This window comes from Neobacillus cucumis, from assembly GCF_023715505.1.
The window spans coordinates 288,943-310,238 of record NZ_JAMBOH010000001.1; the positions used below are offsets into that span (position 1 = coordinate 288,943).

General features: G+C 38.5%; 23 protein-coding genes. 1 reads left to right on the forward strand and 22 read right to left on the reverse strand.

The window, feature by feature from the left end:
• Positions 1-131 precede the first annotated feature (131 nt).
• The 12 genes from M3226_RS01495 to M3226_RS01550 all read right to left on the reverse strand — a co-directional run bounded on the left by M3226_RS01495 (position 132) and on the right by M3226_RS01550 (position 12,145).
• Positions 132-977 (reverse strand): hypothetical protein, encoded by an 846-nt coding sequence (locus M3226_RS01495; protein WP_251561927.1) that lies wholly within the window; start codon positions 975-977, stop codon positions 132-134.
• 48 nt (positions 978-1,025) lie between these two features.
• Entirely contained in the window at positions 1,026-3,824 is a 2,799-nt protein-coding gene (dinG, locus tag M3226_RS01500; RefSeq protein ID WP_251561929.1) for an ATP-dependent DNA helicase DinG, read from the reverse strand.
• A 120-nt stretch (positions 3,825-3,944) separates the two neighbouring features.
• Positions 3,945-4,328, reverse strand: a complete 384-nt coding sequence (gene panD, locus M3226_RS01505; RefSeq protein WP_251561931.1) for an aspartate 1-decarboxylase — start codon at positions 4,326-4,328, stop codon at positions 3,945-3,947.
• Between the two features lie 27 nt (positions 4,329-4,355).
• The gene (gene panC / locus M3226_RS01510; RefSeq protein ID WP_251561933.1) at positions 4,356-5,204 is read right to left on the reverse strand and encodes a pantoate--beta-alanine ligase; all 849 of its coding nucleotides are present in this window, start codon (positions 5,202-5,204) and stop codon (positions 4,356-4,358) included.
• A complete protein-coding gene (gene panB, locus M3226_RS01515) occupies positions 5,201-6,037 on the reverse strand; it encodes a 3-methyl-2-oxobutanoate hydroxymethyltransferase (RefSeq protein ID WP_251562337.1) in 837 nt (278 codons plus the stop codon). Before panB ends, panC begins: the two co-directional genes overlap by 4 nt.
• Before the next feature lie 523 nt (positions 6,038-6,560).
• Entirely contained in the window at positions 6,561-7,538 is a 978-nt protein-coding gene (locus M3226_RS01520; protein ID WP_251561935.1) for a biotin--[acetyl-CoA-carboxylase] ligase, read from the reverse strand.
• A complete protein-coding gene (locus M3226_RS01525) occupies positions 7,523-8,722 on the reverse strand; it encodes a CCA tRNA nucleotidyltransferase (protein ID WP_251561937.1) in 1,200 nt (399 codons plus the stop codon). The genes M3226_RS01520 and M3226_RS01525 overlap by 16 nt, the downstream gene beginning before the upstream one ends.
• 10 nt (positions 8,723-8,732) lie before the next feature.
• A complete protein-coding gene (gene bshA, locus M3226_RS01530) occupies positions 8,733-9,860 on the reverse strand; it encodes an N-acetyl-alpha-D-glucosaminyl L-malate synthase BshA (RefSeq protein WP_251561939.1) in 1,128 nt (375 codons plus the stop codon).
• A complete protein-coding gene (gene bshB1, locus M3226_RS01535) occupies positions 9,848-10,573 on the reverse strand; it encodes a bacillithiol biosynthesis deacetylase BshB1 (protein ID WP_251562339.1) in 726 nt (241 codons plus the stop codon). The genes bshA and bshB1 overlap by 13 nt, the downstream gene beginning before the upstream one ends.
• Positions 10,560-10,982, reverse strand: a complete 423-nt coding sequence (gene mgsA / locus M3226_RS01540; RefSeq protein ID WP_144562980.1) for a methylglyoxal synthase — start codon at positions 10,980-10,982, stop codon at positions 10,560-10,562. The genes bshB1 and mgsA overlap by 14 nt, the downstream gene beginning before the upstream one ends.
• A gap of 10 nt (positions 10,983-10,992) precedes the next feature.
• A complete protein-coding gene (gene dapB, locus M3226_RS01545) occupies positions 10,993-11,796 on the reverse strand; it encodes a 4-hydroxy-tetrahydrodipicolinate reductase (RefSeq protein WP_251561940.1) in 804 nt (267 codons plus the stop codon).
• A gap of 4 nt (positions 11,797-11,800) precedes the next feature.
• On the reverse strand, positions 11,801-12,145 hold the full coding sequence (locus M3226_RS01550; protein WP_251561943.1) for a nucleotide pyrophosphohydrolase: 345 nt from the start codon (positions 12,143-12,145) through the stop codon (positions 11,801-11,803).
• Positions 12,146-12,327: 182 nt separating this feature from the next.
• Here M3226_RS01550 and M3226_RS01555 point away from each other — a divergent pair, with 182 nt between their 5' ends.
• On the forward strand, positions 12,328-13,212 hold the full coding sequence (locus M3226_RS01555) for a YitT family protein (RefSeq protein ID WP_308211918.1): 885 nt from the start codon (positions 12,328-12,330) through the stop codon (positions 13,210-13,212).
• A gap of 264 nt (positions 13,213-13,476) precedes the next feature.
• Here the strand turns inward: M3226_RS01555 and M3226_RS01560 are convergent, their stop codons facing one another.
• The 10 genes from M3226_RS01560 to M3226_RS01605 all read right to left on the reverse strand — a co-directional run bounded on the left by M3226_RS01560 (position 13,477) and on the right by M3226_RS01605 (position 21,266).
• Positions 13,477-14,154: a zinc metallopeptidase gene (locus M3226_RS01560; protein ID WP_251561945.1), complete on the reverse strand. Its 678-nt coding sequence runs from the start codon at positions 14,152-14,154 to the stop codon at positions 13,477-13,479.
• Between the two features lie 57 nt (positions 14,155-14,211).
• Positions 14,212-15,006 carry a sporulation protein YpjB gene (gene ypjB / locus M3226_RS01565; RefSeq protein ID WP_251561947.1) on the reverse strand — a complete coding sequence of 265 codons (795 nt, stop codon included), beginning with the start codon at positions 15,004-15,006 and terminating at the stop codon, positions 14,212-14,214.
• Positions 15,007-15,068: 62 nt separating this feature from the next.
• Positions 15,069-15,665 carry a DUF1405 domain-containing protein gene (locus tag M3226_RS01570; protein ID WP_251561949.1) on the reverse strand — a complete coding sequence of 199 codons (597 nt, stop codon included), beginning with the start codon at positions 15,663-15,665 and terminating at the stop codon, positions 15,069-15,071.
• Between the two features lie 75 nt (positions 15,666-15,740).
• On the reverse strand, positions 15,741-16,517 hold the full coding sequence (locus tag M3226_RS01575) for a menaquinol-cytochrome c reductase cytochrome b/c subunit (RefSeq protein ID WP_251561951.1): 777 nt from the start codon (positions 16,515-16,517) through the stop codon (positions 15,741-15,743).
• Between the two features lie 58 nt (positions 16,518-16,575).
• A complete protein-coding gene (qcrB, locus tag M3226_RS01580) occupies positions 16,576-17,250 on the reverse strand; it encodes a menaquinol-cytochrome c reductase cytochrome b subunit (protein WP_098530418.1) in 675 nt (224 codons plus the stop codon).
• Positions 17,251-17,253: 3 nt separating this feature from the next.
• On the reverse strand, positions 17,254-17,778 hold the full coding sequence (locus tag M3226_RS01585; protein WP_285857686.1) for a QcrA and Rieske domain-containing protein: 525 nt from the start codon (positions 17,776-17,778) through the stop codon (positions 17,254-17,256).
• Between the two features lie 119 nt (positions 17,779-17,897).
• Positions 17,898-18,362, reverse strand: coding sequence for a YpiF family protein (locus M3226_RS01590; protein ID WP_251561953.1), 465 nt, complete (start codon positions 18,360-18,362; stop codon positions 17,898-17,900).
• 112 nt (positions 18,363-18,474) lie between these two features.
• Entirely contained in the window at positions 18,475-19,041 is a 567-nt protein-coding gene (locus M3226_RS01595; protein WP_251561955.1) for a ReoY family proteolytic degradation factor, read from the reverse strand.
• 36 nt (positions 19,042-19,077) lie between these two features.
• Positions 19,078-20,343 carry a tetratricopeptide repeat protein gene (locus M3226_RS01600; RefSeq protein WP_251561957.1) on the reverse strand — a complete coding sequence of 422 codons (1,266 nt, stop codon included), beginning with the start codon at positions 20,341-20,343 and terminating at the stop codon, positions 19,078-19,080.
• Positions 20,344-20,369: 26 nt separating this feature from the next.
• Positions 20,370-21,266, reverse strand: coding sequence for a hypothetical protein (locus tag M3226_RS01605; protein WP_251561959.1), 897 nt, complete (start codon positions 21,264-21,266; stop codon positions 20,370-20,372).
• Positions 21,267-21,296: the final 30 nt, after the last annotated feature.

Consider the following 21,296-nt stretch of genomic DNA (forward strand, 5'->3'; position numbering starts at 1 on the left):
CACTTCTTTATGTACGATATATAGTTGGTTCTAATGTTACAGAATCTATTTAATTATTATAACAGGATAAATCAAGATGTGTTATCAATCTTCATTAAATTAGAAAATTTTTTTCATTTTTTTCGAAAAAACTATTCCGCTTCCTTTAGAGGAATGGTAATAATCTCATAATTTGTTTCCGTAAATTTAATGGTGACGGTCCCATGTTTTTTTGTAAAATACACTTCAGACCATATACCTTGCAGGTCTCGCAGCAAATCCTGATCCAGTTGATCTTCCTCTGCTCCGAACAGAATTGATATTTGTGGATTTAGCGTTTGAATTAACTGATCAGATAATGAGTCTTTTGTAAGAGTGTAAGGTATTTTAAAAACATGAATATCCTCCAAGTTCTTAGCTAATAATTCTTGTTCCGCCCGTTGACTAAACGAAGTCATCAAAAAGAGGTTATGCTTAAAAAAGCGCAGCATCAAATCCATACCTTCATTTTTTTGATTTCCTAGGAATTGAACATATGCAAACATACCAGGCAGGATTTCTTTCTTTGTCCCTTCATTCCAAACCGTAATGGGTATTTGCTCTGACTGTTCTCTCGTTAATAACGAAGAAACTTCGGGCGTGGTGACAATTTCTCTAATATTATATTTTTTCCATAGCTTATCGATTTTCTCAATCGAAATCTTTTCACCATTATTCGTTAGAATTAAAGTAGAGAGCTCTTTTACATTATAAAGAGAAAGCCATCCTTCTAACTCAGATAATTCTCCTCGCCCTCCGATATTAATTAAAATATTTTCTCCATTTGGACCCTGTACAAGTGTGGCTTCACCAGTAGTGAGGCCTAAAAAGGTAACTGCCGCTTGATGCTCTGCTAACTTCACATCAATTTTTTCAACCTCTGTAGGCAAAGTCGTTTCTGCTCTTACCGCCATGCTGCTTGGAATCAATAAAGCCAAAATCATAAGCAATATTCTCATACACATTCCTCCCAGATAGTTATAGGATGTGTCTTTTTCCAAATTTTATCATAGCCATTTTTGAATAAACTCCGCTAAATCCTCCATTTTTCCCTTTTTGATTGGAACAGGAGGTATTGATTGCAAAAAGGACTTTCCATACTGCGTGGTAACGATTCTTCTATCAAATACAATGATTACCCCGCGATCCGTTTCAGTCCTAATGAGCCGGCCAAAGCCTTGTTTAAAACGAAGTATGGCCTCTGGTAGTGAATAATCAGAAAAAGCATTCCTTCCCTGCTGGACAATCAACTGACACTTTGCCTCTGTCAAAGGTTCATCAGGAGGGCTAAATGGAAGCCTGACAATGACAAGGCAAGATAAGTCTTCTCCTGGAATATCCACTCCTTCCCAAAAGCTGCTTGTTCCTAATAAAATGGCCTTTTCATAGCGCTGAAAATTTCTTGTCAATCTTGAACGACTACCACTTGAGATACCTTGAGCAATTAATACATATTCATTAAGAAAACCACTTTCTTTAATTAGTTCGTACGTTTTTTTTAGCATGTCATAAGCAGTGAAAAGAATTAGCAGCCTTCCTTTTGTTGCCTCAGCTATAGTAATGATATGTTCTGTAATAGCAATAACGTATTCTTCAAGTGATACAGAATTGATTTCTGGTAAATCATCAGGGATAAGAAGTTGAACCTGGTCTTTATACACAAATGGTGAGGGAATACTCACTTGAACTGTAGAGTTTGCCTCAAGGCCCATTTCACTCATGATATAATCAAAAGAACGATTCACCGTTAGGGTTGCTGAAGTAAGGATTACTGCTTTCTTGGTGTCGAAGAACTTTTCCTTCAACTGCTCCGCAACGGTAGCTGGCTGAGCTAAAAAAGTTGTCACATTTTGCGGTGAACGGATATCCATTTCAATCCACATTACTTCCTTAGAATTTTTAATAAAACAGCTAACCAATATGTTTCGCAATTCAGCAAGCTCCACTGCAAATCCAGAGATATCCTCCACTTTATTTAGCTCAGGTATGGATAAAGAATCTTTTTGTACTGTTAACGATTTAAGACGTCTGTCAATAGCATTGAGTACATCCTTAATTAAAAAGGACATTCTCTCGGCACTGTGGACAAGCGCTTTTCTTTCTCTGCAAGAGTCGGTTGTGGTATACCGAACTTTTATCCGATTTATCCCTTTTTTATTAGCTGCCTTTGTTTTTGCATATAGGGCCATTAATTTAAAAAATTCATCCATCTCGTAATGTAGATTTAAAACGAGCTGATTTAATTCAAAGGGAGTAAAAAGCTTTGTTCCTGATGAAGGAAGTCGTGATGTCAGTTGTTCCATTTCATAATAGAGTTGTTTTTGCTCATAAGTTCCAAATTGACTAATTAGCAATCGGGTAGACAAATAGTCCAATGAATAGCCAAAGAACCTACTCGCAACTTTCTCCAAATGATGACCTTCATCAATCACTACATAATCAGATGCAGGTAAAATGGAACCTGCACCTTTAATATCACTTAATAATAATGAATGGTTTGTAATAATGATATCAGCCGAGTTTGCATTCCTTATTGCTTTTTGATAAAAATCCCTTTCTTGCCAGCCCTTATCCTCAAATAATATCGACGGTTCTTCCTTTATTTTGTTCCAATATAATTGGCCTCCACTCGATAGATTCAATTCATCTCGATCACCAGTTTCCGTCTCCGTTAACCAAACTAGGATTTGCATTTTCGTTAAGGTAGTATCATAATTATCGTTTTCATCCATTAACGTCTGGTGAAATTTTTCTAAATTTAAATACTGATGTCTCCCTTTTAACAGAACGGCATCTATCTTAAATGGAAGAATGTTTTTCAAAAAGGGAATCTCTTTATTTAAAAGTTGTTCCTGCAGTTGAATAGTATGGGTACTGACAATGATGGGCCGTTTGTTTTGCTTGGCAAAATACGCTAACGGCAAAAGATAACCAAGCGACTTACCTACACCAGTTCCGGCCTCAATCAGTGTATGCCTTGAAAGTTGCAGGGATTGATAGACGGTATCCATCATTTTAAATTGCCCCACTCGCTTTATAAAAGACTTAAAGCCGTGACGGATGATTTCAACCTTTTCTTCTTCACTTTCAGGATATTTACACTCTTCTTTATTTAAGATATGGGTTTCCTTTTCAGTATGATTCTTCTTTAACGCAATATCGTTTACAATTTCTATAGAATCTAAAATGTTTGAAGCTTCAAATGTATCCATCATGTCTTCGAGAAACAACTGCAGGTCACTCTTTAATCCCCCAGATAACTGAGTTAACTGTCTAAGAGTAACTGTCGGCAATAAAGATAGACGTTTCAATAGGATTAAAAAAAGTTCCGCTGTCACCAAGGCATCACTATCTGCCTGATGCGGCCTGTCATGGGTAAGTTTCTCTTTCTCTGCCAAATCTGAAAGCTTATAGCTGTCAGCTGTTGGATAGAGAATTCTTGCCATCTCCACGGTGTCTAAGACAGACCCATAAAACCCTTCTGATCCTGCTTGGAGTAATTCTTCTTGAAGAAAGGATAAGTCAAATAATACGTTATGAGCAACAAAATAGGCCCCTTCTAACAAAGATTGAACCTTTTCGGATATTTCGGTAAATAATGGTGCATCCTGGACCATTTCATCATTAATTCCAGTCAGTTCTTCTATAAAGACTGGAATTGGTTTTTGTGGATTGATCAGCGAGGAGAACTGTTCTGTGATTTTTCCGTTTTCTATCACCACAGCCGCAAATTGAATAATTTTATCACCCTTCTTGGGTGTATTACCCGTAGTCTCTAAATCAATCACAACAAATTTATTTAACATTTGTTACACCCCAAACCTTCGTTCATTAAACGGCAACATAACTTTTCCATAATGATTTAAATTCTACCACTGTCTACAGGATTTTTAAAATAATAAAAAAATCCCCAAAAAATGGGGACCTTACATAATGGTATGTGCTGGTTCTGCATGGAGAAGATCTTTAATCTGATTATTCTCATCCATTATAGCTACTTTTGGAATATGGGTTTTAACTTTTTCATCCGGTACCAATGCATAAGAAATAATGATCACCGAATCACCCACTTGAACAAGCCGAGCAGCGGCACCATTTAAACAAATTACTCCGCTGCCTCTTTTACCTGGAATAATATATGTTTCTAACCTAGCACCATTATTATTGTTCACGATTTGTACCTTCTCATTGGCTGCCATTCCAACAGCATCAATAATATCTTCATCTATCGTAATACTTCCAACATAGTTTAAATTAGCCTCAGTAACAGTAGCACGATGGATTTTTCCATTCATCATAGTACGAAACAAGTTCATTCCTCCTCTAGTGAAACCCTACTAATCTATTTGAATAATAATATTGTCGATTAACCTTACCTTCGAAAATTTCACCGCAACAGCAATTATAAAGGAACCTTCTATTCTTTCCAATGGTTTTAATTGTGGATAGGAAAGTATTTCGACATAATCAATTTCCCCAATAGAGTCATTTGTAACCAATTCCTTGATTCTATTAGTTACAACAGCCGGATTTTTTTCACCATCGTCAATTGCATTCTTTGCCTCTTGCAGGCTTCTATATATTACGGGAGCCTGTTGTCTTTCTTCCGGTAATAAGTTAACATTTCGTGAACTCTTCGCTAATCCGTCCGCTTCACGAACGATTTCAACGGGTATTAACTGAACTGGAAAATTAAAATCGGAAATTAATCCATCAATCACTGCAACTTGCTGGGCATCTTTCTTACCAAAATAAGCCCGTGTAGGCATTATGATATGAAACAACTTGGTAATGACTGTGGCAACACCGTCAAAATGACCAGGCCGTGATTTCCCGCATAATACATCAGTTCGTTCCTGTACTACCACTTTAACCGATGGCACTTGTGGATAGATTTCTTCTACTGAAGGATAAAAGAGATAGTCTACCTTTTCTCCTTCAGCTAGGGCGCGGTCTCGTTCAAAATCACGGGGATAGGTGGAAAAATCCTCTTTCGGACCAAATTGTAATGGGTTGACAAAAATACTCAACACAACGATATCATTTTCATTTCTTGCTTTAGAAATAAGTGTTAAATGCCCCTCATGGAGAAAGCCCATAGTAGGGACAAAGCCGATGGATTGTCCCAACCCTTTATGGTTAACTATTTCATTCTGCATCTCTTTAATGGTAGTTATGACCTTCATTTTTTACCTCCATAAAGAACCTTCAGTTCCTCTTCCTTCATGGTAAAAGAATGTTTATCTTCAGGAAATTGATTATTTTTTACTTCAGACGTATAGGCTTGAATCGATTCAATCATAAACGGATTTACGGAATGGTATTGCTTCACGAATTTAGGCACCCTCTCGACACCATAGCCTAAAATGTCATGATAAACCAAAACCTGTCCATCTACATACATCCCTGCTCCAATACCAATCACAGGGATTGAAATCGATTTAGCTACTTCCTCAGCCAGCTGTTTAGGCACACATTCAAGGACAATAGCAAATGCACCGGCTTCCTCAACCTTCTTTGCATCATTTAGCAACTTTTGGGCCGCATGTGCATCTTTTCCCTGAACCTTATAACCGCCTAATACGCCAACAGATTGTGGTGTTAAACCTAGATGTCCACAAACAGGAATACCAGCTTGTGTCAAAGTAAAAATCTTTTCTAACACGCCATCTGCCCCTTCGAGTTTCACGGCATGGGCCCCAGCTTCTTGCATCAGCCTGCCTGCATTAATCAGGGTATCTCTAACGGAAAGGTGATAGGCTAGGAATGGCAGATCTGTCACGATAAAGGTATCTTTTGCTCCGCGTTTTACCGCTTTTGTATGGTGAAGCATATCTTCCATTGTTACAGGGATGGTTGAGTCATATCCTAGAACAACCATTCCGAGTGAATCCCCAACCAGGATCATGTCAACTCCGCCCTGTTCTGCTTGTTTTCCAGATGGGTAGTCATAAGCGGTAAGCATGACAATTTTTTCATTGTTTTCTTTCATTTTTAAGAAGTCAGTGGTATGCTTCATCATTTTTCCCTCCTTTAATATTGGGAGAGGTGATAAAACGCCAATAGAGAGCAAATAAAAAAGATCCTTCTTAAGGCAGAGGATCTCATCATTACTCATGTGCATGTTCATCCCTCTGTCCCGGTCCGTTATACGGATCTAGGCAGAAACCTTTTTAAATTGTGAGTATTAATTCCTAAAAGGTGCAGTTCTAAGGAGATACTGCCCAAGGAAATTATAGCATGTTAACAGAAAAGCGCAAGCGCCTTGTTTAGGGGCGCAAGGCTACAGACGAGCCGTCGAGAAGGAAGCTTTTTAGCCGACTTGACGGATTGACCTAAATGTGGAGGCGACTGTTCTGGGTAGAGATAAAACGCACACTGTAAGAAGGCGCTATTTGCCTTCTTCAAGGGGTGCTTATGTCTTGAGTCCCAAGGAGCCGCAACTGGATAAGCTTAGATCTTAGAGCTCCTAGGCGCTGGAGCTGGACAACAGAAAAGCGCAAGAACTCTTTGGTCCTTGCGCTGATAAAAGTATCTAATTTTTAAATCTCAATGTCTGCTGAATAAATATGGTGAATAAACCCTGTCTTATCCTCCAATTTTAAAACACCATCATCGGTTATTCCCAGTGCTTTTCCTTCAATGACATTAGTTAGAGTTCTTGCCTTGAGGTTTTTCCCGATGCTAACAGCATATCCTTCCCATAAAAGTTTGATGGGGAAAAATCCTTGCTCTAAATAGAGCAAATATAATTTTTCAAAATGCTTGAAAACAATCTTTATTAATTCAGCACGAGAAATGGGAGCGCCGTTTTCAATCAAAAGGGAGCTAGCGGTGTCATAAAGCTCGGACGGAAAGTCTTCTCTTTTTTGGTTGACATTAATCCCTATACCAATAATGACAGAATGAATCCGATCTGCCTCTGCCTGAAGCTCTGTTAAAATACCCGTTATTTTTTTACCATTCAGTAAAATATCATTCGGCCACTTGATAACAGGCTGTAACTTTGTGACTTCTTCAATTGCCTGTACGATGGCCACTGCAGTTAATAGAGTCAACTGTGGGGCTTTTGTTAAGGGAATATTCGGTCTTAGAATTAAACTCATCCAAATACCACTATACTTTGGTGAATGCCAGCTTCTGTTCAATCTTCCTTTACCTGACCGCTGTTCTTCGGCAATCACAACGGTCCCTTCTGGCACACCTTCATTTGAAAGCTGGTGAGCAATTTTTTGAGTAGATTCCACACTTTCTTCATAATGAATATTCTTTCCGATAAAGTTAGTTATTAGGCCAAGTCTAATTTCATCGGCTGTTATTCGCTCCGGTGTTTTAACAATCCGATATCCCTTATTTCTTACGGCTTCCAATGTGAAGCCTTCTTTTCTTAAGTCCTCCATATGCTTCCAAACTGCCGTTCTTGAGCAGCCAATTAGTTCTGCTAAATACTGGCCTGAGAGAAAGGATTCGCCAGCATCTGTGAAGGCATCGAGCAGTTTCTTTCTTATTTCTGACTGCACCTGATTAGCCACTCCTTAATCTTTTCTTTGTCGTTTTGGATGTCTCCCGCTATAATGGCATACTCAATTTTTAAAAGTGTATCTTTTAACCATGGTCCTCCTTCTGATTGAAACCATTCGATAATATCTCTGCCCGTTACATCCATATTATTGCGCTGTTTGATTGGCAGCTCATCATAAATCTGTAGCCAATATGAAAGAGAATCCTCCTCGGTATGACCTTTTAGAACACTATAAAGCTTTTCTGTAGAGCTAACGGTGTTTCTCCCCGCTGAATATAAGTCGTAGATTGACCATTCCTGTTCCATCCTTTTTTCTAAATAAAACAAGATTTGTTGAATCTGTTTGATATCTTTAACAGGAAGCTTCCATTCTCGTAAAAAGACCTCAACTTCTTTATCTTTTAGCAATAAAGTGAACAACAGTAATGACCACATTTCTAGTTTATTTAACCCTTTAAACGGAAAGCAGATTACCTTTTCTAGTTGACTTTTATGGTTTTTTAAGCCTGGCAGATACGCATATAATTGTGTTTCAAGTAGTATCCTAATGGCATTATTACCATTTTCCCCAACCAGCATCTTTTCAAACTCTGCTCTAATTCGTTCTACCGCTATGTTTTTTAACAATGGAACAAGCTTAGTTAACGCTTGAAGGGTGTCACTTTCAATTGCAAAAGACAACTGACTGACAAATCGTACAGCTCTCATAATCCTTAATGCATCTTCGTGGAAACGCTCTTTAGCAGATCCTACAGTCTGGATTACCTTATTCTGAATAGCAGCCTGCCCATTAAAAGGGTCAATAAGCTGTCCATTTCGATCCATTGCGATCGCATTCATGGTAAAATCCCTGCGCTTTAGGTCATCATCAAGTATCCGTATAAAAGAGACCTCTTTAGGTCTACGATAATCTTGATATTCTCCCTCTGTTCTAAAGGTGGTAACCTCGTATGATCTGTTCTGATAAAGGACCAGCACTGTTCCATGTTCGATCCCAATATCGACTGTTCGTGGAAATATTTCTTTAACTTCTTTCGGTGTGGCCGATGTAGCAATATCTACATCGCTGATTGGCCGGTTTAATAGATAATCTCTTACAGAGCCGCCTACAAAATAGGCTTGAAAACCAGCAGCCTCAAGCTTATTAATAATAGGAATAGCTGATAAAAAGGGCTCGTTCATCTCATTCACCTTAATTCAATAGCTTCCAGTATAACTGCTCATATTGTTCAACGATTCTGTCTGCCCTAAATTTAGTCTTAACTGTTTCCAAGGCCTTTAAAGACATTTTTTGATGAAGGTCCAAATCGCTAAGTAGTGAAATAGCTTTTCGTGAGATATCCTCGAGATCGCCAACCTCACAAATAAACCCAGAAACACCCTGTTGGATAACTTCTGGAATACCTCCAACATTTGTACCGATACAAGGGACACCGCAAGCCATAGCTTCTAGGGCAACAAGACCAAAGCTTTCCTTTTCAGATAATAGCAGCATTAAATCACTAATAGAATATAATTCCTCTAGATTCTCTTGTTTTCCTAGGAAGATAACCTTTTCTTCGAGGGAGAGTTGTCTTACTAGTTTACAAACTATTGTCATTTCAGGACCATCACCTACCAGCAGTAATTTAGCCGGCATATCAGCAGAAACTTGGGCAAAAGTTTTTATGACATCAGTAACTCTTTTTACAGGGCGGAAATTAGAGACATGAATTATTACCTTTTCATCATCTTTAATTTGTAATTGCTCTTTTAAGGATGTATTTGCAGTTTTATGGTAAATCCTTTCATCAATAAAATTATATACTGTTTCGATCTGTTTATCAGGATTGATTAGCTCATAAGTTTGATTCGCCAAAGCAAACGAAACTGCGGTAACAATATCTGATTTTTCAATTCCGAATTTAATCGCATCTGTTAAGGATGGGTCGTACCCTAAAACCGTTATATCCGTACCATGTAAAGTTGTGACAATCTTTATATCCCGAGTTGACATTTGTTTTGCCAAAATCGCACAAACGGCATGAGGAATTGCGTAATGAACATGAAGAATATCTAAATTCTCACGATTAGCAACTTCGGCCATTTTACTAGCTAGTGCTATATCATAAGGCGGGTATTGAAAAACCGAGTATTGATTAACTTCGACTTGGTGGTAATGGATATTATGATACATCTTATTTAAACGAAAAGGGAGACTTGAAGAGATGAAGTGAATTTCATGCCCCTTTTCAGCCAGCATTTTTCCTAATTCCGTTGCTACCACTCCCGAGCCGCCAACAGTCGGATAGCAGGTAATTCCAATTTTTAGTTTCCGCATGGTTCTTCTCCTAGTAAATCGTGTTTCAAAACAAGCGGAACCTTTGTCTTAAACCCCTCAGCATAAGACACTCCAACAAGTTTTCCAAACATTCTTTCCCTTGACTCGACCGTTTCGATATAATCATTCACAAGCGGTGTTTGAACACTTTCAGCAGTTAATTCAAACTGACTTCTATAAGCCCTTAAGGAGGCCAGCTTTTTATCAATCACTGGTGTAATATCAACGGTAAAGTCAGGTTTATGAAATCCATTAATCATATAAAAATACAGCTTTTGCACGCGATGTGGTTCGTTCCATTCTGAGGTACGGTATTTTTTTATCCCGGCAGAAAATACCGCTTCCTCCACGATCCGGGCACAGTTTCCATGGTCTGGATGCCGATCTTCCCAATAGGGTGCAAACACAATTTGCGGCTTGTATCTTCGAATCATCTCCGCAACCTTTTGAATATACTCTTCTTTTAAGAATAACCCTCTATCTGGAAAACCTAGCGAAGTTCGGACAGATACACCTAAAATATCTGCTGCTCTACTAGCTTCCTCTTTTCTTAACACTACATTCCCATTGGAAGAGAGATCAGCATCAGTTAAATCACAAATACCAATTCTTTTTCCTTCTTCCGCAAATTTCGCAATGGTACCAGCCATGCCGATTTCAACATCATCCGCATGCGCACCAAATGCTAGGATATGTAATTTATTTAACTCCATTAACATCACCATTCTCTTTAGCTACATTTCTCCATTCCAACAATCCCATTTCTAACCCTCTTATGAGCAGTTCAGCGGTACCCATATTAGTAGCCAAAGGAATAGAATAGACATCACAAAGTCTAACTAAAGCCGTTACATCTGGTTCATGAGGCTGAGCGGTTAATGGATCCCGGAAAAAGAAAATGGCATCCATTTGATTTTTGGCAATCATCGCACCAATTTCTTGGTCTCCGCCTAATGGTCCTGATTTAAAACGGGTTACATCTAATCCTGTAGCCTCATTAATCCGAGAGCCTGTCGTTCCAGTGGCAAATAAGGTATGTTTGGCAAAAATGCCTCTATAAGCTGTTACAAATTGAACTAAATCATTTTTCTTTTGGTCATGTGCTATTAATGCTATATTCATATCCTTGCCCCTAATCTAATATATTTTCAAGTCCATAAACAAAAGTATTATTTTTCATAACGGTTTCAACTGCAACCTTAACACCTGACATAAAGGACCCACGGTTATAGGAATCGTGACGAATTGTTAAAGTCTGCCCGTCAGAACCAAATAAAACCTGTTGATGGGCAATCAGTCCCGGTAAACGAACAGAGTGAATATGCATTCCATCGTAGTTGCCGCCTCTTGCTCCTGTAATGGTTTCCTTTTCATTTGGATGCCCCTGTTTTTTTCCTTCCCTTACAGCTGATATCATTTCGGCTGTTTTTACAGCAGTACCTGATGGTGCATCAAGCTTTTGGTCATGATGCATTTCAATGATCTCAACATCAGCAAAGTATTTAGCGGCCATTTGGGAGAATTTCATCATAAGTACTGCACCCACTGCAAAATTTGGTGCAATGATACAGCCAAGTTCTTTCTCTAAGCACAGCCCCTCTAGCTCGTCCAAATCCTGTTTGGTAAATCCAGTTGTCCCGACAACAGGCCGAACATGATGTTCAAGAGCTGTTTTTGCGTGGTACATGCCTACTTCTGGTGTCGTTAAGTCAATTAAAACATCCGCTTCGATATTTTGCAGGCATTTTTCAATATCAGAATAAACTGGAACACTTGGAATCGATTGAAATCCTTCAACATCACTCAGCATCATTCCATCATTCTTATGATCGACCGCAGCAACTAATTCAAAGTGTTCTGTATTAGTGACTAACTTTACCGCTTCACTACCCATACGACCGCGCGGGCCTGCAATTACAATTTTAATCGTATTCATTTCTTCACTCCACACTTTCTTGATCAATTCTTGTCCATCGGTTTTTATCTCTTGTATTAAATTTATTCATTACATAATCATGAGCCTCTTCCAAATCTATGTTTAAGGAATTAGCAAAACAAATCATTACAAAAAGGAGATCCCCAAGTTCTTCTTCAATTGCTTTCTCCGTCTCCGTCGACTTTTTCGGTTTTTCTCCATAAAAATGGTTTACTTCTCTTGCCAGTTCACCGAGCTCCTCTGTTAGTCTTGCAAGCATAGCGAGTGGGCTAAAATATCCTTCTTTAAACTGGCTTATGTATGTATCTACTTCCGCTTGAAGCTCCTTCATCGTTTTCCCGTTAGTCATTTCTCCACCTCATTTTCATAAACGGGTTATTTGCTCTTATTAATATACCTTTAATGTTAGCTAAATTACGCTTGATTTACAAATGTTTTCGCTTTAACCAAGCGGTTTTCCTCCTTCTCATTGCTCTTAATATCCTAATTGGTTATAATTAGAACCGCCATAATAGAGAAATAAAGGAAGAGGTGACAATTATTACGATTTTGGGACTAAAAATAAAAAATATTCTTTTTATTCTCTTAGGTTCTGCCATTATGTCATTTGGACTTGTTAATTTTAATATGCAGAATAAACTAGCGGAAGGTGGATTCACAGGGATCACACTTCTTTTCTATTTTCTGTTTAAATGGGATCCCTCTTATACGAACTTACTCCTTAATATTCCTTTGTTTTTTATAGGTTGGAAGCTATTGGGCCGGAATGCTTTTTTATACACCATCATAGGAACGGTCGGGGTTTCGATTTCTTTATGGATATTTCAACGCTATACGATCGAAATGCCTCTAGAACACGATCTAACATTAGCTGCATTGTTTGCTGGAGCTTTTACAGGGATTGGGTTAGGGATTATCTTCCGATTTGGTGGTACAACTGGCGGCGTTGATATTATTGCTAGGCTCGTCCAAAAATATGCTGGCTGGAACATGGGAAAAACAATGTTTCTATTTGACGCGTGCGTTATTGCCATTTCCTGGTTTACATATTTAAATTATAAACAAGCAATGTACACGCTAGTAGCTGTTTTTGTTGGTGCTAGAGTGATTGATATTATTCAAGAAGGAGCCTACTCAGCGAGGGGCGCTATGATCATATCGGATCAAAACGAGCAAATAGCGGCGAAAATAATGGCCGAAATGGACCGCGGCGTAACTGTGCTTAAAGCGTATGGCTCATATACAAAAAATGAGCGTGAGGTGCTATATTGTGTAGTAGCTAAAAATGAAATTATCCGGCTAAAGAATTTGATTACCTCAGTAGACCCACATGCCTTTGTCTCCATCTCCGTGGTCCATGATGTCCATGGTGAAGGTTTTACCCTTGATGAGAATAAAATGCCGATTGACGAATAAAAAAATGTCCCCACTTTGTGAGGGCACTGCAAAAGTCAAAAAATAAATAAAAAAAGGGTAAGTACCTATCACTGGTAGTGTCTCACCCTTTTACTATTCCTCTAAATATCGTGCTTCAGTAATTAAATCTTGTGTTTTGCAGTCTCCTCTTTGTGAGGACGTTTTTGCTTATAATAAAATATAAATTTAACTACGAGAATTGTCTAGCTCCAGCGCCAAGGGCTCGGGGTCATAAGCCCCCCTAGTCAAGGCGCTTCCGCTTTTCTAATCATCGTTTCTATTCATCCCTGTAAAAATCAAAACAAGTCTTAGTAATTCTAAAACTGCTACAGCCGCTGCAGCTACATAGGTAAGGGCTGCTGCGTTTAATACCTTCCTAGCTTCTCTATGTTCACGATTACCAATTAATCCAAGAGAAACGACCTGATTCATGGCTCTATTCGAGGCATTAAATTCAACTGGCAGGGTAACCAGTTGAAAGAGAACTGCGGCGGCCATAAAGACAATCCCGAGCAAAAGTAACCCGCTTAAATGAGCAAAGATACCAATCATAATCAGAATCCATGATGCATTTGAACCAAGATTTGCGACCGGTACTAACGCGTGACGGAACTTTAGGAAAGCATACCCTTGACCGTCCTGAATGGCATGTCCACATTCATGGGCAGCAACTGCAGCTGCTGCAATAGAATTCCCATGATAATTTTCTGGTGAGAGACGGACGGTTTTGTTTCTAGGATCATAATGGTCACTTAAAAAACCTCGCCCCTCCTCTACCGCTACATGATAAAGGCCATTTGCATTGAGGATTTCTCTAGCAACATCAGCACCTCTTCGATAGGTTGATGTTGGTACACGTGAATATTTGGCAAAAGTATTCTTTACTCTTATTTGCGCCCACAAAGGAATTAAAACAATAATTGCAAAGTATATAAGATACATAATGACCTCCAAATCAGCCCGTGATGTTATTAGTATATGTTTAGCCGATTAGACACGTCAATCCTTTAAGTCTCTGGATCGATTCTTCCTGGGTTCCTTATCTCCCTGATATTTTCTCCAGCCTACATAGGATAATGTCATGATAATAATACTACCAGTCGAAATAATTACCCACCATAATGATGGATCTGCTTCATCCTCTTCCATATTGGCAAAAAGATTTTTTAAGTCAGTGTCAAGTGCCTCAAGCTCTTGCTGGCTTTTTGCGTCACTAACTACTTGTGAACGATATTCATTAATAAAATCAATACGTGCATCTAATCTTTGAATATTTTCCACAGGTACATCTATTTTCATACTCGGATAAATGACATTATATAAGGATAAAAAGGTGTTAAAATTTGTATGAAAATGGGCCGTATCCCCCATTACCGCTGCTTCTTTTGCCTGGTGAAACGCAGTCATTATTTGATCTTCCATTTCTGTCCATAAAGGCTGATGACTCGTTGCTAATGCATCAATAACAAGACGGAACTTCGTTAGTTTATTTAGTCTTTCTTCATATTTCATGTTGGGACTAACTGCAGCTTCCATTGCTTCATCATGGGAGGTATTAACAATTCTAACCTCATCCATTGATAGTGGTTCTTCTGTCCCTTTAATACTGGTAAACTGGTCAGAAAAGTAATCAAGCATTTTTTTGGCATCTTCATATCTTTGAAACTTCACCATTTGGAGAGCTTCATCAGAGATATCATCGAGCTTCTCCATTGGCGATTGCTGTTCGGCATAAACAGTTATGGGAGTGAGCATCATGATCATTGCTAAAAAGTATAACCATTTGAATTTCAAACCTTGTCCCCCCTTTCATTACTAATAAAATGTATGTAAGGCTGGACAAGGTTAGACCATTTTCAACTATTAATTTTTAGTTTAAAGCGACCAGGCCTAATAGCTAAATAATAGGCAAGGCCAATCGAGATACAGGAAAGCCAAAATGTAAAATAACCAATTTGCGGTATATATTTATCTAGCATTTGATAGCTTGGCAGCATGAAAAAAACATAATCAATCACATCATTGTGAAGTGTCCAAATCGCAGTCACAATTAAGTGCCACCCCTTAATGCGATAGAATGGTGCATATAGTAACCCTTGGACGGCCATTGCAAAATGAGAGAAAATTAGCATGTACCCTACCCAGTCCAGTTCTCCTTGCACAATGAAAACAAGTATGTTCATAACAACAGCCCATATCCCGTATTTAAATAAAGTCACGATCGCTAGTGCTTCAATTAACGGCCAATTTCTTTTAATTAAAAATGCCAGCAGGACAAAGACAAAAAATAAGCTTGCTGTTGGACTATCAGGTACAAAGGCAAGAAAAACCGGCGGAGTTTCCTTTAATTGCCACCCATACCAGTAATATCCATAAATAGTCCCCGCAATATTTACTAGAAGTAATAGCTGCATCACAGATCGATTAGACAGGAGAGGGTAAATCCACCTCACGCATACTCCCCCTTTGCATATAAGTCTTCATCAAGAAAAAAGCTGACGATTCCCGTCAGCTTTTAATTCATTCAATTATTTTTTGCCAAGACCAGAGATATATTCAGATAGCGTTTTAAGTTCAGCGTCTGAACCCTTAAAAACACCTGCTGGCATCTTTCCGCCTTTACCCTGTTTAGCAATCTTAGCCACTTCTTCTGCAGATAAGCCTGTACCAATTAGAGTTGGAGCGCCAGCCCCGCCTTGGAAGCTGTCACCGTGACAGGTAATACAAGTGTTTGCACTTGCAATTTTATATCCTGCACTTGTCTTGTCAATCTCAACCTTTTCGACAATTTTACCTTGTCGTTCTGCAGCCGCCCAGTCATGGGTTGCAACAGATTGCCATGTTAAGAACACAGTAGCTGCGAGAGCTAACAACATAAACCCAGTTGCGACTGGGCGCTTTCTAGGACGTCGTTCAGGACCCACATCAAGAAACGGTGCTAATAATAACCCTCCAAAAGCTAATCCAGGCATAATCATTGCACCAATAACCGTATATGGACCAGATGCGAATGAGTATTTTAATAATTGATACAAGAACAAGAAATACCAGTCTGGTAATGGAATATATCCCGTATCCGTTGGATCCGCTATCCTTTCAAGCGGAGCCGGATGGGCTACTGTTAAACATAAATAACCGACAAGGAATACCGCTCCTACCATCCATTCTTTCAAGAGAAAGTTAGGCCAGAACGCTTCTGTTTTACCAGGATATTCAGAGTAATCTTTCGGAAGCTTTGGTGTACGCATTTCTGGTGCTGGAACACGTGAGTCACCAACAAACTTCATACCTTTACCGCGATGCATTGAGCAATCCCCTCCTTTTTTCTGTAATAGCACTTACAATGTCAGAAAAAAACTGATTTTAAAGCGGTCCAGAGATACCTTGTCTGCGAATCATGATAAAGTGTGCTGCCATTAACCCAAACAGCACTGCAGGCAAGAAGAACACATGGATCGCAAAGAATCGAGTTAATGTTTGAGCACCAACAATATGTTCATGTCCTGCAAGTAAAACTTTCACGTAAGAACCAATGAACGGTGTTGCCTCAGCAATTTGCAAACCTACTTTTGTAGCGAACAGCGCTTTCATATCCCAAGGCAATAGATATCCCGTAAAACCTAATCCCAACATGACGAAGAAAATAAGAACTCCGACAATCCAGTTTAATTCACGAGGTTTTTTATAGGCACCTTGGAAGAAGACGCGTAACGTATGTAAAAACATCATTACAAGTACTAAACTGGCTCCCCAGTGATGCATACCACGTACGATTTGTCCAAATGCAACTTCATTTTGCAAATAATAAACCGATTCCCAAGCATTTTTAATATCCGGCACATAATACATGGTTAAGAACATACCGGAAAGTATTTGAATAACAGTAACAAAAAATGTCAGACCGCCAAAGCAATAAACAAACGCTGAAAAGTGATGCGCAGGGTTTACATGCTCGGGTACTTCATGGTCTGCGATATCGCGCCACAGCGGCGTAATATCTAAACGTTCATCTACCCAATCGTAAATTTTGTTTAACAATGATTACGCCTCCTTCCGTGGTGCAGCTTTTCCTAAGTATAGGAAGCCGCCTTTTTCCTTGTATGGGTATACGTCAAGCGGTGCTAACGGCGGTGTACCTGGAATATTCGTACCATCCTTCTCGTAGCGTCCATAGTGGCATGGACAGAAGAATTGATTTGGATGTTCCTTGTTCGTATTCCAGCCCACAGTACAGCCCAGGTGTTTACAAATTGGTGATAGGGCTACAATTTTGTCACCATCTTTATAAACCCAAGCAGTGTTCGTAACTTCTGACTCATACCATGCATCCTTTTGTTTAAAGGTAAAGTCAACACGAACTGGTTCATCCGTTAATTCAGAAACCTTTTGTTTTGTTGCAATGAAATCCCCAGCTGCTTCACCTTTTAAAACAGGATCAACAGCAAATCTAACCATCGGCATTAACATACCGGCTGCCATGAATCCGCCTACACCTGTTAAAGTGTAGTTTAAAAATTGACGTCTTGAAACGCGCTCTTTACTCAAGCTTATCCCCCCCTTGTTCATAAATTTCAGTCCAACGGACACAATTTAAACACATATAAAACTAGGACATAACAATGATATATCAATCTTGTAGCAAGGTCAATATCATACTATTTTAAAAACATATAATATGGGTTGTTTTACGCGTTATTACTCCATTTCTGTGTAAAAATCGATAATAACTGCTTGACTTGACTTTCAACCACCTCTATTTTTTGAGGTTCACTCATGTTTCCAAACGGTAGCGATGGCAGCCAAATTAACGACCCGCCTACTTTGTTTTCATACAATCGCCAATCCAGCTCAGAAGTTATGTAAAATACGTGCTTAAATTCACTTTGTAAAATGTTATCTTCCCATTTTAACAACTCGCTGATTACATTTTCCATATTATCGCTTTTTAGATAGGTAAACGGAGGGAATAATAAAATCCTTCCTGTAAACTGCCTTTCAAGATATCCTGTCAAAAGCGATATAAATTCAAATGCAGCAGCAGACTGTTTCATCTCCTCTCCAAACGCTAAAGAGTAAACTGGAATAACCGCGGTATCAACATACTCTTTTGCATTTAAGTATGTTTCAACCTCCTGAGGTATCCATTTCATTATTACACCAACCTTTTTGATTCACTAGTTCTATCATAACATTATCTCCCAAAATTATAAAAGATAAAGTAGAATATTTTAAATGAAACCACTCAAAAAAAAAGAAGCCGGCTTAGCGCAGACTTCCCTTTTTTTGAGTTTGAGATAATTTATTTAATTTCTCGGTTAGAGCTTTAAATAATGGCTGATCCTGTTTATCAAGAGCTTCATCAATTAGCTCCAATAGTTTTTCCCGTTGAAAACGTTCAATGCTGTATTGCAATAATTGTTCCGCGACCACGCCATCTTTTTCGTTTACCTGTAGATGCTTTGGAACAAATGGATTTTCCTCCAAAACTGCTGCATATTGATGTGCCTGATTGGAGGCGTGAAAATTCAACTGAATAAAAATATCCTCGTCTCGATTCAAGCGAATATCATGAAAGGATTTTTCTGCATCTGTTGTCATGACATTTTCTTTATAAAAGCGAAACGGAACTTTATCAACACAGTGTGTTGACATAATCAAACCACGGGGACAATACTGTGCTTGCTCAACAAAATGTACCTTTTCCATTAATTGGTCGTGGCTCATTAGATAGTTTAAAATCCAAACACATTCTCTTCTTTTTAATTGATAATGATTTAAAAACCAGCGAATAAAATCCTTCTTCTCGTTGACAGAAACAGGGGTTGTCATGATAGTTTCCCTCCTCTGCATAATCAGCTTTTTTTTTTAAGTATTCACATCGGTAAGACGTTCAAGCAAATCCAGATATTCTTCGTTCGTTGGATCCCCCATTAACAACTGTTTAAAAATTTCGGCGGCACGTTTGTTTTTTCCTTCTTCTACAAGAAAATATCCGTAATCCTGTAAAAATGCCTCATTATTCTTAAAAAAAGTATATGCACTTTCATATTTGTCTAATGCTGAAGAGTATAATTCAAGTTTATCGTTTGCTACGGCTGCATCCCAAAGCAGCTGCGGTTCCTCATCACCATGTATATCTAGCTGTGAGATCAATTCGATTACATCCTCGTAACGTTCCTGCCGGAAAAGAAGCTTATTTAAAGTAATCGCCGCTTCCATAAATCCTGGGTCAAGTGCAAGAGCCTCACGAAAATATTGCTCTGCTTCCTCTTCATTCCCTAGCTTTAAACAGATTTTGCCGCCGAAGAAAAATAACTCCTTATTAAATTCATCTTGTTTAATACCCTCTTTAATAGATTGTAGACTATTTTCGAGTTCTTCTTCCCGTTCATACGCCTTAGCAAGATGTAGATAAAGGGAATGGTACTCCAGATCAAACTCTTTTAATTCATTGAACTTTTCAATTGCTGTACGGTTATATCCTGCTTGAAGAGCTGTAAAAGCATAACCAAATAGAGTATTAATCTCAATCTTCTCTGTCAATGCTTGATCATAATAAGTAAGGGCCTCTTCAAAAGCTCCTGAAGCACTTAATAGATCAGCCATTCTTCCATGAATATTCACTCCTGCAATTTCATCCTCTTCCCTTAAAACTCGCTCGTATGCATTCTTCGCTTTAATAACTTCACCCTGCTCACCATAGAGTTCCCCTAAGGCAAAATCGATAATAACTTCTTCAGGCAACAGTTCTTTTGCTTTTAATAACTTTCTTTCGCATACTTCATAAAGACCCTGAACTTGGTAAAGATCAGCTAGTAATAAGAGTGACTGTGCAAAATGGGCATCTTGTTCTGAAATTCTCTCTAGTACAAGAATCGCTTCTTCCTCTTCACCTGCCTCAACTAATATTTCACCCAGCAGGACAAGGAGCTCGCCTTCTTCAGGATAGGTTTTTAGCAAACTTTCAATTAATGCCTTTGACTCTTCTAAAAAACCGTAGTGGTAAAGTTCTTCGCCGAGAAGAAATTTTTCTTCCGGATTACCGCTTTGTAATACATCATTATATTCATCTAACGCCTCTTTATGTTGGCCGTTTTCTAACATTTGAATAATTTTATTTACACGTTCCATTCACCAATACCTCTACTTCCCCAGATTTACAAAGAAAAATAAGATGGGGTTCGCACCTTAACATATTCTCCACTACCAGGACTAAATAAAACTTTATCGCCAGAGCGGATCACCTTTCCTTTGTTAACTGTTACAACAAGTCTATTACTATGATAATGAAATAAACTTCCTTCATCAACCTTCCTGATTTCTCTATCCTTTAGATATAAATTATAGCTTAATTCTGTACTTGTCATAAGGCTGCCTTTTTGGGGGTAAAGGCCAAGCTTATTTTGAATAGAAATGGGCAGGGGATTATTTTCTTCCATCGCCTCGAATAGGGATGGAATTTTTTCTTTTATCATTATATCCTTCCATTTCGACAGAACCATCCTCGCTTCCTTCTTTTCTGGTAAAGAAATTATTGGAATTAAAGGACTATTAAAGGGAAACATCGCTTCCCTAATCCAGCCCCACGGAATTCCTTCTAATTCTTCGAGTTCACTCAAATCAACAAAAATTGCCGGGATTTTATATTTTTTACAACTTCTCATGAATGAGGGGGTTATTAGTTTAGGGGGAATTTTTACCCCGATAGTAAAATCAATCGGACTGCTTATTAGGGCTGTCTTTATTTCATTTATTTTATCTGACAGTTCCTTTTCGTATAATAGCTCAACATAAGTAAAAATGGTGGTACATCCTTTTAATAAAAAATGTTCAGTCAAGTAGGACTTTAAACCTTCAAAGGAGCCTTTGTAAGGAATAGTTGAATTTAAAAGGACATAGGTAGGAGTCATAATATAAGGATCTAGATTCATTCTCATATACCGATCATGGGATGTACATTTTTGGACCATCTTTATTTGTCCATTAGAAATGAAAAGCGAACATGTAGTTATCTGATTGTCTTTAAGTATATTGGCATTTTCAATAATATACATCTTCCACCACCTATTTACTTTTCTTAAGAC

Coding starts and splice junctions, on each gene's coding strand:
- bshA (WP_251561939.1), bottom strand. CDS start 9,860: ATGCGGAAACTAAAAATTGGAATTACCTGCTATCCGACTGTTGGCGGC.
- dapB (WP_251561940.1), bottom strand. CDS start 11,796: ATGAATACGATTAAAATTGTAATTGCAGGCCCGCGCGGTCGTATGGGT.
- panC (WP_251561933.1), bottom strand. CDS start 5,204: ATGAAGGTCATAACTACCATTAAAGAGATGCAGAATGAAATAGTTAAC.
- mgsA (WP_144562980.1), bottom strand. CDS start 10,982: ATGAATATAGCATTAATAGCACATGACCAAAAGAAAAATGATTTAGTT.
- M3226_RS01585 (WP_285857686.1), bottom strand. CDS start 17,778: ATGAACAAGGGGGGGATAAGCTTGAGTAAAGAGCGCGTTTCAAGACGT.
- M3226_RS01550 (WP_251561943.1), bottom strand. CDS start 12,145: ATGACTAACGGGAAAACGATGAAGGAGCTTCAAGCGGAAGTAGATACA.
- M3226_RS01560 (WP_251561945.1), bottom strand. CDS start 14,154: ATGTATCTTATATACTTTGCAATTATTGTTTTAATTCCTTTGTGGGCG.
- M3226_RS01600 (WP_251561957.1), bottom strand. CDS start 20,343: ATGGAACGTGTAAATAAAATTATTCAAATGTTAGAAAACGGCCAACAT.
- M3226_RS01595 (WP_251561955.1), bottom strand. CDS start 19,041: ATGACAACCCCTGTTTCTGTCAACGAGAAGAAGGATTTTATTCGCTGG.
- M3226_RS01495 (WP_251561927.1), bottom strand. CDS start 977: ATGAGAATATTGCTTATGATTTTGGCTTTATTGATTCCAAGCAGCATG.
- M3226_RS01590 (WP_251561953.1), bottom strand. CDS start 18,362: ATGAAATGGATACCTCAGGAGGTTGAAACATACTTAAATGCAAAAGAG.
- M3226_RS01605 (WP_251561959.1), bottom strand. CDS start 21,266: ATGTATATTATTGAAAATGCCAATATACTTAAAGACAATCAGATAACT.
- M3226_RS01575 (WP_251561951.1), bottom strand. CDS start 16,517: ATGCATCGCGGTAAAGGTATGAAGTTTGTTGGTGACTCACGTGTTCCA.
- M3226_RS01525 (WP_251561937.1), bottom strand. CDS start 8,722: ATGAACGAGCCCTTTTTATCAGCTATTCCTATTATTAATAAGCTTGAG.
- panB (WP_251562337.1), bottom strand. CDS start 6,037: ATGAAGCATACCACTGACTTCTTAAAAATGAAAGAAAACAATGAAAAA.
- dinG (WP_251561929.1), bottom strand. CDS start 3,824: ATGTTAAATAAATTTGTTGTGATTGATTTAGAGACTACGGGTAATACA.
- bshB1 (WP_251562339.1), bottom strand. CDS start 10,573: ATGGAGTTAAATAAATTACATATCCTAGCATTTGGTGCGCATGCGGAT.